Genomic DNA, 13,386 nt, shown 5'->3' with positions numbered 1-13,386 from the left:
CCGTCAGGCCGCGCGGCGCCGGGTAGCGAGCGCATTGAGGTCGCGGGCCACCGCCTGGAGCACCGGATCCCAGTTGCCGAATTCTTCCTGCCGGTACAGCGTCGCGCCGGGATACCACGGACTGTCGCGGCGACCGGTCAGCCAGACCCAGTGCGGATTGACGTCGAGCAGCACCCATGTGCGCTGTCCGAGCGCGCCGCTCAGATGCGCAGCCGACGTGCAAACGCTGATAACAAGATCGAGCCCGCCGACAAAGGCGGCTGTGTCGTCGAAAGTCGAAAATTCGGCGGTGTAGTCGGTAAGCGGCAGGCCTGCGGCGGTTGCCGCGCCGACATCGGCAGCGGCACCGGGTTGCAACGAATAGAACGCTACGTTCTGAATGCCGCCAAAGTGCTTCGCATAGCGTTCCCAGCCCACCCGCCGGAACGGATTGCGCTGATGACCATGGCTGCCGGTCCACGTGAGTCCTACCCTGAGCCTCGACTCGCCGGCAAGCCGTTGCTGCCAGCGCTGCACGGCAGCGCGGTCCGCATACAGGTAAGGCGTGGTGGTGGGAATGGTCGCCTCGCGCGTGCCGAAGATCAACGGCAGGCTCATCAAAGGAATCTCGAAGTCGAAAGGCGGCAGCGATTCGACGTCGCCGCCCGCCGAGTAGTGGTCGACATGCCCGCCGAGACTGCGGGCGAGCAAGGCGCCCATTTGCGGAAACGAATTCCATGCGAGGCGGCCGCCTTCGCGATGCACATGCTCGGCCAGCATCGGAATGTAGCGGCTGAACTGCAACACATCGCCCATGCCTTGCTCGCCCCACACTAGCAGCGTTTTGCCCGCAAGCGGCTCGCCGCGCCAGGTGGCCGCGGGCAGCGCAGGACGATTGCCGCGCAGTTCGGACGAACCGCTCCAGCGCGCTTCATGCGACTGCCAGCCGTTCGCATAATCGCCGCTCATGAGTTGCAGCATCGCGAGGTTCAAACGCATGCTGGCGTCAGTGGGCGCGAGCGCGCAAGCGGTTTGCGAGGCTTGTGCCGCCTCGGCCCAGCGTTGCGCTTCACGTAGCGCCAGCGCATAGTTGTTGTGGGCGAGGGGACTAAGCGGTGCGCACTGGACGGCTCGCGCGCCCGCTTCAAGCGCGCGAGGTACATCCATATTGTTGCGATAAGCGTTCGACAGGTTGGTCCAGCTGTTGCCGTCGTCAGGTTGATCCTGGAGCGTATCTTCGAGCAGCTGAATCTGTTCGCTCAGCTCGCCGTGCGTGACCGCAAGTGCGCCGGCGAGATTGCAGCGGAGCGACGGCAATGAGGGGTTCAGTGCGAGCGCGCGGCGATATGGAGCGATCGCTTCGTCGTGACGGTTCGCCATTTGCAATGCGTAGCCGAGACGAAAATGCGCGTCGGCGTTGCTTGCTTCGAGTTGCGCAATAATGGCGGCCAGTTCGATTGCGTCGTCGTGGCGTTGCTGCTCGATCAAAGCGTGGATGAGCGAGGCGAGCGACGCGTTGTCGAGAGAGTGGAGTTGCGCCGCGGCGTCGAGCCATTGCGCTTCGGATTCCGCAGCGCCGTTCTTGCGGGCTGTGGCGGCTTGCCGCATGAAGTTAAGGAAAGCTGACGACATGTCAGAGGTGACCATGGATAATTGGCTGCCGAACGACCGGCTCCGCGCGCTAACAAGGAAAGCTATGGTATCGCCGTGCAGCAGCGAGATGATTCGGAAGCGTCCGAACAGGTAAACTGAAGTCATGCATCGTATAACCAACACGGGTCGGGTCAATCTGGGCCATTTGTTCTGGCTGCGCAGCCTCGCGATCATCGGTCAGTTACTGACAATCGCGTTCGTGCAGATCTTTATCGGCGTGCATTTGCCGTTGCCGGCCATGCTGCTGGTCATCTCACTCGAAGTGCTCTTCAACGGACTCACGTGGTGGCGCGTCGCCCAGCAGCGGCCCGAGTCGAACATGGAACTGTTCGGTCAGATCTGGGTCGATCTCGGCGCGTTGTCCGCGTTGCTGTTTTTATCTGGCGGCACGACCAATCCGTTTGTTTCGCTGTACCTGCCGTCGCTCGCCATCGCCGCCGCTGTTCTGCCGTGGCAACTGATGGCGTGGCTCGCCGCATTCGCCGTGGCCTGTTACGCGGTGCTCGGCTTCGACTCGGTGCCGTTGAATCTCGACAACCCCGCGAACCTGTTCGACTACTATCGCGCCGGCATGTGGGTCAACTTCATGGTGAGCGTCGGTCTGATTGCATGGTTCGTCGCGCGCATGTCGCGAGCCCTGCGGCTACGTGACGCAGCGCTCGGAGAAGCGCAGCAGCGCTTGCTTCACGACGAACGCGCGGTCGCGCTTGGCGTGCAGGCCGCTACCGTCGCTCACGAAATCGGCACGCCTCTGTCTACAATTGCGATGCTGTCCGAAGAACTGCGCGACGCGGCACGAACCGATAAAGGGCTCGCGCCGTACAAGGCCGATCTCGAATTGCTCGAACAGCAAATGGGTCTGTGCACGTCGGCGCTTGCCAGGTTGCGCAGCCGCGCAACGACCGCGACGAACCGTCAGCCTGTCGACGAATGGCTCGAGTCGTTTGCCGAGCAGTGGCGCTTGCGCCATCCGCATGTGAAGTTCGAGCGGATCGGCACGCCGCCCGCCGATGTCAGCCTCGACGACACGGTTGCCGTCAGCCAGATTCTGACGATTCTGCTCGACAACGCCGCGCGTGCGAGCCGCGATCACGTGACCCTGTCGTGCGCGTTGACGGCGCGCGGCGATCAGGTCGAATTCGAAGTATGCGACGCCGGCGCCGGCATTCCGGCCGCGCTGCGCGGCTCGCTCGGCGCGGTGCCGGTCGAGAGCACGCAGGGCGGCCACGGCGTCGGCTTGTATCTGGCTTTTTCGGCGGCGGCGCGCCTCAAAGGCTCGATCGAATTGACCGACGTCAGTTCGATCAAGCCGCGTGGCACGCGTGCGGTTTTGCGGTTGCCGCTCACCGAGCGAAAAATATCCGGCACGGGCCGTCAAGGCGCCGCACCATCCAACACGGAGAAACAGGCATGAGCGAAATGAATTTTCTGGTGATCGACGACGACGAGGTGTTCTCCGGCATCCTCGCACGTGGCCTGACGCGTCGCGGGTACACCGTGAGCGAAGCGCACAACGCGGACGAAGCGATCAAGCTGGCAAACCAGCAAAAATTCAGTCAGATCACGGTGGACCTGCACCTCGGCAACGACTCCGGCCTCACGCTTGTCGCACCGCTACGCGATTTGCAGCCCGACGCTCGCATGCTGGTGCTGACGGGCTATGCGAGCATCGCCACCGCGGTGCAAGCGGTGAAAGACGGTGCGGATAACTATCTGGCAAAGCCTGCCAACGTCGAAACGATTCTGTCGGCGCTGCAAAGCGAGGCAAGCGCGTTGCAGGCGGAAGAGGCGATCGAGCACCCCACGCCGTTGTCTGTCGCGCGGCTCGAGTGGGAGCATATTCAACGCGTGCTCGCCGAGCATGGCGGCAATATCTCGGCCACCGCGCGCGCTTTGAACATGCATCGGCGGACGTTGCAACGCAAACTCGCGAAGCGGCCAGTCAAGCAGTAAGCGCGGCTTTATCGCTGATATTGTGTAAAAGAAAACGGGCTGCCTTTTTACAGGCAGCCCGTTTTTTGCGTCCGTTCAAAGCTTGATGTGACTAGGTCACTACGTCACAGCACATAACGCGACAGGTCTTCGTCTTCGGCAACTTCGTTCAGCGCGCGATCCACATATGCTGCGTCGATTTGCACCGTGTGGCCGGAGTGATTGCCGGCGGAGAACGACACTTCTTCGAGCAGCTTTTCGATAACCGTATATAGACGGCGCGCGCCGATATTCTCGGTCTTTTCGTTCACCGAATAAGCGATCTCGGCGAGGCGGCGAATGCCGTCGTCGGCGAATTCGAGGTGCACGTCTTCTGTGGCGAGCAGTGCCTGGTATTGCTTGACGAGGCTCGCGTCCGTCGACACCAGGATCGACTCGAAGTCCTTCACGGACAACGAATCCAGTTCCACGCGAATCGGAAAGCGCCCTTGCAGTTCGGGAATCAGATCGCTCGGCTTCGCCAGATGGAACGCGCCGCTCGCGATGAACAGAATGTGATCCGTCTTCACCATGCCGTACTTGGTGTTGATGGTGGTGCCTTCCACGAGCGGCAGCAAATCGCGCTGCACGCCTTGGCGGGACACTTCGCCGCCGCCTGCCTCATTGCGCGACGCGATCTTGTCGATTTCATCGAGAAACACGATGCCGTTCTGCTCGACGTTCTGAACCGCCTTGGTTTTCACCTCTTCGTCGTTCAGCATCTTGCCGGCTTCTTCGTCGGTGAGGACCTTCAGCGCTTCCTTCACCTTCATCTTGCGGCGTGTTTTTTTGCCGCCGCCGATGTTGGCGAACATCGAACGGATCTGCTCGGTCATGTCTTCCATTCCCGGCGGCCCCATGATGTCCATGCCGACTTGCGGCTGTTCGACGTCGAGTTCAATCTCCTTGTCGTCGAGCAGTCCTTCGCGCAGGCGCTTGCGGAACGTCTGACGAGTGGTGCCGCCTTCGTCGGCGGTATCAGTGGCGCTCGAACTGGAGCCGAAGCCAACCGGACGCGCGCTCGGCAGAAGGATGTCGAGAATGCGGTCTTCGGCCTGGTCTTCAGCCTTGGTTCGCACCTTGCGCATTTCCGATTCGCGAGTCTGCTTGACCGATATCTCGATCAGATCGCGCACGATGCTGTCGACGTCGCGGCCCACGTAGCCCACTTCGGTGAATTTGGTGGCTTCGATCTTGATGAACGGCGCATCCGCAAGCTTGGCCAGCCGCCGCGCAATCTCGGTCTTGCCGACGCCGGTCGGTCCGATCATCAGAATGTTTTTCGGCGTGATTTCCTGACGCAGCGGGTCTTCCACCTGCTGACGGCGCCACCGGTTGCGCAGCGCTACGGCCACCGCTTTTTTCGCGCGGCCTTGGCCGATGATATGTTTGTCGAGTTCCGAGACGATCTCGGCAGGGGTCATGGTGCTCATCGTGGGTCCTTACTCGATCGTCTCGATGACGCGGTTATGGTTCGTGTAGATGCACATGTCGCCGGCTATCTCCAGCGACTTTTCCACGATCTCGCGAGGCGACAACTCGGTGTTGTCGGCGAGGGCTTTGGCGGCGGCTTGCGCATATGCGCCGCCCGAACCGATCGCGCAAATGCCGCCTTCGGGGTCCAGCACGTCGCCGTTACCGGTGATAACGAGCGTGGTGGTCGCGTCCGCCGTAATCAGCATGGCTTCGAGACGACGCAACATGCGGTCCGTGCGCCAGTCTTTTGCGAGCTCCACTGCGGCTCGCGTGAGGTTGCCCTGATGCTTTTCGAGCTTCGCTTCGAAGCGGTCGAGCAGCGAAAATGCGTCGGCCGTGCCGCCTGCGAAGCCGACGAGCACCTTGCCGTTATAAATGCGCCGGACCTTCTTCGCACCGCCCTTCATGACGATGTTGCCAAGCGTCACCTGGCCGTCGCCGCCGAGCGCGACCTTGTCGCCGCGGCGCACGGAGACGATCGTCGTGCCGTGAAATTGCTCCATATGCGTTCCTCTTTGCAAAGCGGGTAGGACGCGGCGGCGGGATGCGCCACCGCATAAATCCTGGAAGCGGACGGCGCGCGACGCCTGTAGTGCTGGCGGTCGGCGCGCTCGTACAGCGCATGTCCGGTTTATTTTAGGGCTTGCGCTGTCATATCAAGAGCCGGCAAACGGCATAAGACAAAAAACGTGAGTTCGCAGGATGACGTGCCCGCGTGATGTGCGAGATTCGCGCGCAAAAGAAAAAAGGCGCACGGATCACCGTGCGCCTCTCGACGAAGCAGCGTTTGTTGGCGCGGCGCCGAAGCCGCGCCGCCGGCTTTCAGTCGCCGAACAGCTTCTGGCGCAGTTCGCGGCGCTCCTGCGCCTCGAGCGACAGCGTAGCCGTGGGCCGCGCGAGCAGACGCGGGATGCCGATCGGCTCACCGGTTTCTTCGCACCAGCCGTAGTCGCCAGAGTCGATGCGCGCGATCGACTGCTGCACCTTCTTCAGCAGCTTGCGCTCGCGGTCGCGCGTGCGCAGTTCGAGAGCGTGCTCTTCCTCGATCGTTGCGCGGTCGGCCGGGTCCGGCACGATCACGGTCTCGCGCAAGTTCTCGGTCGTCTGGCCGGCATTGCGGAGAATGTCCGCCTGCAGCTGTTCGAGCTTGTTCTTGAAGAAAGCGAGCTGATCCTCATTCATGTAATCCTTGTCGCTCATCTTCAGGATTTCGGCTTCGGTCAAGAGTCGTTTCGTCGTCATCTGGCTTACTTCTTCAATGTGAGGCAAAACTCTGCATAGTGCCCGCACTTTCGTATTGCCCGCAAGGCGCCTGGGACGCGGAGCGCAGGGCGGACACGGACGATGGGCTGTCGTGACGCCGGAGCGTCTCTCGCCCAACTCGGGCGTCGTAACGCCAATGCGGGGCCGAACTCCTCTGGAAACCGATTCTCAAATGCTCCTGAGGTATTGCTCCCGGGCACCAACCTTGTCAGGCTGGCGGCGGGCACTGTCGGCGTGTTCCCCGGATTAGATTTTCCGGCGCCGCTTCAGGCCCGGCGCGCACTATTCACTGACCGCGCACTGACCGGGCAAATCGTTCTCATTCTCCAGTGGGCACGTATTGTAACTGAATCACAATCCGGCACCGCAACTGGTGGAAATCCCTCTGCGGCGCACCGGTATCCCGAAAATATAACGCGCGAACGGTCAAAAAGCGATGGTCGTGCACGCATTAATACAGCAGGGTTTTCACGCGCTTTTCACACGTGTGCGCCAGCGCACATTTCACGGCGGCAATTGCGCCGCCGCAGCATGCTTTTTCTGCTGACTATTGCCTGAATGCCGACAACGTCGTTCAGGCGAGACAGGCGTCCAAACCGTCTGTAATCAGGTCTTGCGGCAATTCGATACCGATAAACACCATCTTGTTGGTCTTCTTCTCGACCGGCTGCCATTTCGCCGCGAGATCGCTGCCCATCATCTGATGCACGCCTTGGAAGACGACTTTGCGATCCACGCCCTTCATGTACAGCACGCCCTTGTAGCGCAGCAGCCGTTCGCCGTAAATCTGCAGAATGCCGCCGAGGAAGTCTTCCAGCTTGTTCGGATCGAACGGACGGTCGTTGCGGTACACGAACGACTTGATTTTGTCGTCGTGATGCGCGTGATGATGGTGCGCGTGATCATGGCCTTCGTGATTGCAATGGCCATGGTCGTGATCGCAGTTCGCATGATCGTCGCCATGAGCGTGCGTATGGCCGTGCTCGTCGTGCGCGTGCGCATGGCTATGCGCGTGTTCGTCTTCAACGAGGAAGTCCGGATCGATCTCGAGCTTCGAATTCAGGTTGAAGCCGCGCAGGTCGAAGATCTCCTTGATGTCCGCTTCGCCGAAATTGACGACCTTGATCGCGGCCTTCGGATTCATGTGCAGCAGACGGTGGCGCAGATCGGCCAGGTGCTGCTCGTCGACGAGATCGGCCTTGGTGATGAACAGGCGGTCGGCGAAACCGACCTGGCGTTGCACGACTTCATGCTCGTCCAGCTGATGGTTCGCGTGCTTGGCGTCGACCAGCGTGATGATCGCGTCGAGCAGGAATTCGCTGGCGATCTGATCGTCCATGAAGAAAGTCTGCGCAACGGGGCCGGGATTTGCGAGGCCGGTCGTTTCGATGACCACGCGGTCGAAATCCAGCTTACCCGACTGCTTTTGCGCGGCCAGGTCGCTGAGCACCCGAGACAGGTCGCCGCGGATCGTGCAGCAGATGCAGCCGTTGCTCATCTGGATGATCTGCTCGCTCGTGTCCTGCACGAGAATTTCGTTGTCGATGTTTTCTTCGCCGAACTCGTTCTCGATCACGGCGATCTTCATGCCGTGCTTTTCATTCAGGATGCGCTTGAGCAGGGTGGTTTTGCCGCTGCCGAGAAAGCCGGTCAGGATAGTGACTGGGATCATGTTGTTCGCCTATATGGTCGTGAAACGATGCGTATGCATAGGCGGGCGCGGCAGCCTCGCGGCGCGCGGCCCGTCTAGCCGGTTATTGAAACATATCTGTCAAGCCGGCGCTGGCAGGCGGGATTGAAAGCCCTCGCCGCGCACGCCCCAGCGCGAAATAACCCTGAATCTATAGGCGATCAGGCGATTTGCAACAGCAGGCCTTTCAGGTATTCACCTTCCGGGAATGCTGTGAGCAACGGATGATCCACCCCGGCGCCGAGGCGCTTGAGGATGCGCGCGTCGACGCGCGCATCGGCGGCGGCGCTCGACACGATCTTCTGGAACAACTCGGAATCGATCGCGCCGGAGCACGAGTAGGTGAACAGCAGGCCGCCCGGGCGCAGCAGTTTGAGGCCGGTCAGGTTGATGTCCTTGTAAGCGCGCGACGCGCGGTCCACGTGTTCACGCGAAGGCGCGAATTTCGGCGGATCGAGCACGATCAGGTCGAAGCGTTCGCCTTCGTCGTAGAGGCGGCGCAGCGTTTTGAACGCGTCGGCGTCGAGCCAGGTCGCGCGTTCGGCGTCGAAACCGTTTGCCGCCACGTTCTGCTGGGCGAGCGCCAACGCTTCGCCGGACGAATCGATAGAGACTACGCGCTTCGCGCCGCCTTTCAGCGCCGCCAGCGAAAAACCGCCGGTGTAGCAAAAGCAGTTCAAGACGTCGCGGTCCTGCGCGAGCTGCTGCACGAGGAGGCGGTTGTCGCGCTGATCGACGTAAAAGCCGGTTTTATGGCCATTGCGCACGTCGACGTGATAGCGCACGCCGTTCTCGCTCGCGATCAGCGTGTCCGAGGGCGGCTCGCCCGCCAGCACACCGGTGGTCTGTTCGAGCCCTTCCTTCTGACGAATCGACACGTCCGAACGCTCGTACACATTCGGACAGCCGGTCGCGTCGACCAGCGCCGCAACGATCGCCTCCTTCCACGCCTCCACGCCCGCCGCCATGAACTGGCACACGAGCTGGCTGCGCTGGCCTTCGTCTTCGGCGACGTAGTGATCGACGATCAGTCCCGGCAGGCCGTCCGCTTCGCCGAAAATGAGCCGCACTGCGCCGGTGTCGTGAACCATCGTTCGGCGGTGCGCCAGCGCGCGCTGCACGCGGCGCTTGAAAAACGCATGATCGATCGGCTCGCTTTCGTCGAAGCTCCACACGCGGGCGCGGATCTGCGAGTGCGGGCTGTACGCGGCGCGCGCGAGAAACCGGCCGTCGTGCGCGCGCACCAGCACGGTCGCGCCGGGCGCGGGATTGCCGTCGATCCGGTCGATCGCGTTCGCGTAGACCCACGGATGGCGGCGCAGCAGCGATTTATCTTTCGACGGTTTAAGCGTAACGATATTCATCAGGATGTCAGCGAGAGCAAAGGGCCGCGCGGCTTGCTGCGCACGCGCGACGGATAAAGCGAAGGCGGAGACCGAAAAGCCGCAAAGCGGCGTCAGTCGCGTTTTTTGGCGCGCGGATGCGCCTGATCGTAGACGTGCGCGAGATGCTGGAAATCGAGCGCGGTGTAGACCTGCGTCGCTGTAATGCTCGCGTGCCCGAGCAATTCCTGCACGGCGCGCAGGTCGCCGCTCGACTGCAGCACGTGCGTGGCAAACGAATGCCGCAGCACGTGCGGATGCACATTGGCGGGAATGCCGGCCACGAGGGCCGCGCGCTTTACGCGCTCGCGCACCACGTTTGGTGACAGCCGGTTGCCGCGCGCCGACAGAAAAAGCGGATGCGGGTCGTGCTTGATCATCTGGTCGCGCACTGCCAGCCACGCGTTGAGCGCGTCGAGCGCCTTGCTGCCGACCGGCACGATGCGGCGCCGGTTGCCCTTGCCGAGCACTTCGACTTCGGCGGAATCGAGCTTGAGCCAGCCGGCCGAGCGATAACCGTCGGCGTCGGCGAAACGTGCGTCCAGACCGACAAGTTCGGCGAGACGCAGCCCCGACGAGTAGAACAACTCGAGCATGGCGTGATCGCGCAAACCTTCTGCCGATGCGGCGGGCGGGCTTTCCATCAGGCGGGTGGCGTCGTCGACGGACAGTGCCTTGGGCAGCGTCTTGGCCTGCTTCGGCGCGCGCACGGTGGCGACCGGATTGGCAGGCAGATCGACGCGGCCGGCGAGCCAGCGATAAAACGCGCGCCATGCGGACAGGCGGTGACTGATCGAGCGCGCCGTCAGTCCGCCGGCATGCGCGCGTGAAACGGCGCCGCGAATGTCGACGGCGGTAAGGCTTTCGAGCGGCCGGCCCTTGGCCAGCAGCCGGAGTTCTTCGAGTTCGTGCGTGTAACCGCGCAAGGTATGCGCCGACAGCCGCCGCTCATGTTCGAGATTCGACAGATAGGCGGCGATGGGATCGGCTTCGGTCACGGTTGGCTTTTTAACCGGCGGTTGACGCGTGGCGCTCGCTGAATCAGCGCGGCAGCAGACGACTGAGCGCCGCGCTCGCGAGCCCGCCGATCTGCGTGAGGAAGTCGGTCGCCATGCCTTCGTGGAACCGTCGCGCATCCGCCGAGCCCATTACCAGCAGGCCGAATGCCGACGCTTCTTCTTTGCCCTCCGGATCGCGCAGCGCGAGAAGTGCAATGGACTCCGTCGCATGCGCGGACTCGGGCGCGGCACCGCCCGACGTGTTTTCGTCGGCCGCGGCCTGTGCGCCCGGTGCGCCGGTCGCGGGCACCAGCCATTGCGCCGCTTCGAAACCCGTGTTCGCGCCGCAATAGGGTGCGGTCAGGCTGTTTGCAAAAATGCGTACTTCCTCGCCAACGTGGCGCGCAAAGTCCGCTTGGGCGTACGGTTCGGCGACGTCCCAAACGCGCAGCGCGGCCTGCGGCACGTCGAAGATGTCGCGCAAGCCGTTGGCGATCGTGCGCGGCAGGGCGTACGAGTCGCGCTCGGACATGACGCGGATCGTCCAGCGGTTGAAGCGCGAGGCGATGCTGTCGTTTTCGTGGCCGTAGCGCAGCAGTTCGGCAAGCCGGCGTTCGAGATGTTTGTTCTTGTCGCGCAACATTTCCATTTGCCGCTCCTGCAGCGACACCGCGGCTTTGCCGTGCGGGTTCGCGAGGCGAATGGTCGCGAGGATTTCCGCGTGTTCGGCGAAGAATTCGGGGTTGGCGAGCAGGTATTCGGCGACTTCGCGATCGTTCATGGTTTCGGCTGTAGGACTACGGGACGACGCCTTCATGCGACGCGTCGGTCAAAAGAGTTTGTGCACCAGTCATGCGCGATGGAACTGGAGGCGTTCAATCGGCCAGTTCGATCTCGCCCTGAAAAACGGTTGTGGCGGGGCCCGCCATCAGCAAAGGCTCGTTTTGCTGCTTGCTGTCCCATGAGATGGTGAGCTTGCCGCCATGCGTATGGACGAGCACCGGTGCGTCGAGCAGTCCGCGGCGAATGCCGGCTGCGACTGCCGCGCAGGCGCCCGTGCCGCATGCCAGCGTTTCACCGGCACCGCGCTCATACACGCGCAGTTTGATTTCGCTGCGACCGACGATCTGCATGAAGCCCGCGTTGACCCGCTGCGGAAAGCGCGCGTGCCGCTCAATCACCGGACCTTCGACGAGCACGGGGAACTGCTCCACGTCGTCGACAACTTGCACCGCGTGCGGATTGCCCATCGACACGACCGAAATCCAGCGCGTGGTGCCGTTGACGTCGAGCGGCCATAGCGTGTCCGCGCCTTCCTGGCGCCCTTCGAGACCTTTGGTAGCGAAAGGCACGCGTTCCGGGTCGAACACCGGCGTGCCCATATCGACCAGCACTTCGCCGTTTTCCTGCATGGTTAGCGTGATCGTGCCGTTCTGCACCTGCACGCGCACGCTGCGCTGATCGGTGAGGCCGCTGTCACGGACGAACTTCACGAAGCAACGGGCGCCGTTGCCGCAATGTTCGACTTCGCCGCCGTCGCAATTGAAGATGCGATACCTGAAATCGACGCCTTCTACCGTCGGCTTTTCGACCAGCAGAAGCTGGTCGGCGCCCACGCCAAAATGCCGGTCCGCAAGCGCGCGCACCTGCGCCGGCGTCAGGTTGACCGGTTGGGTGTAGCCGTCGAGCACGACGAAGTCGTTGCCCGCGCCGTGCATTTTGGTGAATTTCAGTTTCATCACGCTATTGTAAGTGACGCGCCCAGAAGTGAGCCAAACGGGTGAGCCAGGTCGGTGAGCCGAACGGCGCGTTGCTTCCAGCTTCACCACCCGGGAAGCCCACTTCAATACACGCTCGGCACGCCGGGCGGCCGCGTCTTGAAACGCTTGTGGACCCAGTAGTACTGCTCGGGCATCAACGGAATCTGTTCTTCGAGGAAAGCGTTCATGCGTCGCGCATCCGCTTCGTCGTCGCCGGTCGGATAGTTGTCCCACGGCTTGAACACCTTCAGGCGATATCCCTTGTAGTTAGGCAGCACTTCGCCGATGAAAGGCACCACTTGCGCATGACCGACTTTCGAAAGACGCCCGACGGCGGTAAGCGTGCAGGTCGGCACGCCGAAAAACGGCACGAACGTCGAATTGCGCGCGCCGTAGTCCATGTCGGCGCCGAGCATGACCGGCTTGCGTTCCCGCAACCAGCGCAGCACGATGCGCGCGCTGTCGGCGCGGCTTGCCATGTCCGCGCCGAAACGCGCGCGGGCCGCCTTGGCGACTTCTTCCAGTTCCGGATTCGACATCGGCTGATAAAGCGAGCCGCAACGGCGCTTGAGCGAGTAATTGAGAAAGATCGAGCCCGCCTCGATGCCGACGAAGTGAAAGCCGAGAAAAAGCGTGGGCGGCAGATTCGGGTCGGTCAAATCGATCGCGCTGTCGAGCTGAATGAGCTTTTCGAGTTTCCTGGCGGAGCCGAACCACTGCACGCTGCGTTCGAGGTAACTGCGGATCGCGTGACGGAAATGCTTCTGCGCGACTTCTTCACGCCGCTCGTCGCTCCATTGGGGGAAGCACAGGTTCAGGTTGATATGGACGATGCGCTTGCGCCGGCTGGGAATCTGATACAGCAGCCAGCCGAGTCCGTCGCCGAGACGGGCGATGAGACCATACGGCAGCAGCGCGAAAAGTTTGAGCAGGCCGATCGCGAGCCGGGCTCCGAGGCGGCTCAGCATGTGGCCTCCGTGGAGGCGCTTTGCGGGACGGGGTTCAGGAAAGCGGAGAGGTGGACGTAATACCGCACTCGTGGGCACTCTGTGACAATCAATGGAAGTCGCTATAATAAGGGCTTCGCCGAGTTAATAGACAACTTGCGGGGCGAAGCCGGGCGGTGCGATCCACGTGATATGCGCCTGCCGGTAAGGTAATCCGCTAAAGCGTCGCCGCTTCAGACTCCCGAAGCTGGCTACGTGAAACTCAAC

At 62.3% G+C, this 13,386-nt stretch carries 12 protein-coding genes; 2 read left to right on the top strand and 10 right to left on the bottom strand.

The features are described from left to right. Positions 1–3: 3 nt before the first annotated feature. Complete coding sequence (locus SB753_RS20715) at positions 4–1,626, bottom strand: tetratricopeptide repeat protein (RefSeq protein WP_410801580.1); 1,623 nt, start codon at positions 1,624–1,626, stop codon at positions 4–6. 109 nt (positions 1,627–1,735) lie between these two features. Between SB753_RS20715 and SB753_RS20710 the strand changes: the two genes are divergently transcribed. Together SB753_RS20710 and SB753_RS20705 are read left to right on the top strand one after the other, a co-directional pair. Then, positions 1,736–3,046 (top strand): ATP-binding protein, encoded by a 1,311-nt coding sequence (locus SB753_RS20710; RefSeq protein WP_410801578.1) that lies wholly within the window; start codon positions 1,736–1,738, stop codon positions 3,044–3,046. Further along, positions 3,043–3,585 carry a response regulator transcription factor gene (locus SB753_RS20705; protein ID WP_007179684.1) on the top strand — a complete coding sequence of 181 codons (543 nt, stop codon included), beginning with the start codon at positions 3,043–3,045 and terminating at the stop codon, positions 3,583–3,585. Before SB753_RS20710 ends, SB753_RS20705 begins: the two co-directional genes overlap by 4 nt. A 104-nt stretch (positions 3,586–3,689) precedes the next feature. Here SB753_RS20705 and hslU read toward each other — a convergent pair whose 3' ends face one another. The 9 genes from hslU to SB753_RS20660 form a co-directional block, all read right to left on the bottom strand. Next, positions 3,690–5,036: an ATP-dependent protease ATPase subunit HslU gene (gene hslU / locus SB753_RS20700; protein ID WP_020067244.1), complete on the bottom strand. Its 1,347-nt coding sequence runs from the start codon at positions 5,034–5,036 to the stop codon at positions 3,690–3,692. 9 nt (positions 5,037–5,045) lie between these two features. Further along, on the bottom strand, positions 5,046–5,582 hold the full coding sequence (hslV, locus tag SB753_RS20695) for an ATP-dependent protease subunit HslV (protein WP_020067243.1): 537 nt from the start codon (positions 5,580–5,582) through the stop codon (positions 5,046–5,048). A 319-nt stretch (positions 5,583–5,901) separates the two neighbouring features. Further along, a complete protein-coding gene (dksA, locus tag SB753_RS20690; protein ID WP_012431412.1) occupies positions 5,902–6,321 on the bottom strand; it encodes an RNA polymerase-binding protein DksA in 420 nt (139 codons plus the stop codon). 595 nt (positions 6,322–6,916) lie between these two features. Continuing rightward, positions 6,917–8,014: a CobW family GTP-binding protein gene (locus tag SB753_RS20685; protein WP_410801575.1), complete on the bottom strand. Its 1,098-nt coding sequence runs from the start codon at positions 8,012–8,014 to the stop codon at positions 6,917–6,919. A gap of 179 nt (positions 8,015–8,193) precedes the next feature. After that, positions 8,194–9,396 (bottom strand): class I SAM-dependent rRNA methyltransferase, encoded by a 1,203-nt coding sequence (locus tag SB753_RS20680; protein WP_087752297.1) that lies wholly within the window; start codon positions 9,394–9,396, stop codon positions 8,194–8,196. A gap of 92 nt (positions 9,397–9,488) precedes the next feature. Next, positions 9,489–10,412, bottom strand: coding sequence for a tyrosine recombinase XerC (gene xerC / locus SB753_RS20675; protein WP_410801573.1), 924 nt, complete (start codon positions 10,410–10,412; stop codon positions 9,489–9,491). 43 nt (positions 10,413–10,455) lie between these two features. Further along, positions 10,456–11,193 carry a DUF484 family protein gene (locus tag SB753_RS20670; RefSeq protein ID WP_131315922.1) on the bottom strand — a complete coding sequence of 246 codons (738 nt, stop codon included), beginning with the start codon at positions 11,191–11,193 and terminating at the stop codon, positions 10,456–10,458. Positions 11,194–11,287: 94 nt separating this feature from the next. Then, positions 11,288–12,151, bottom strand: a complete 864-nt coding sequence (gene dapF / locus SB753_RS20665; protein WP_410801571.1) for a diaminopimelate epimerase — start codon at positions 12,149–12,151, stop codon at positions 11,288–11,290. A 104-nt stretch (positions 12,152–12,255) separates the two neighbouring features. Then, positions 12,256–13,140 (bottom strand): lipid A biosynthesis lauroyl acyltransferase, encoded by an 885-nt coding sequence (locus SB753_RS20660; protein WP_020067237.1) that lies wholly within the window; start codon positions 13,138–13,140, stop codon positions 12,256–12,258. Positions 13,141–13,386: the final 246 nt, after the last annotated feature.

The organism is Paraburkholderia sp. SIMBA_053, assembly GCF_046534895.1.
In the GTDB taxonomy this organism is placed as follows: domain Bacteria; phylum Pseudomonadota; class Gammaproteobacteria; order Burkholderiales; family Burkholderiaceae; genus Paraburkholderia; species Paraburkholderia caledonica.
Note: the sequence above shows the minus strand (reverse complement) of the source record. Positions and strands in the feature narration are given on the sequence as shown.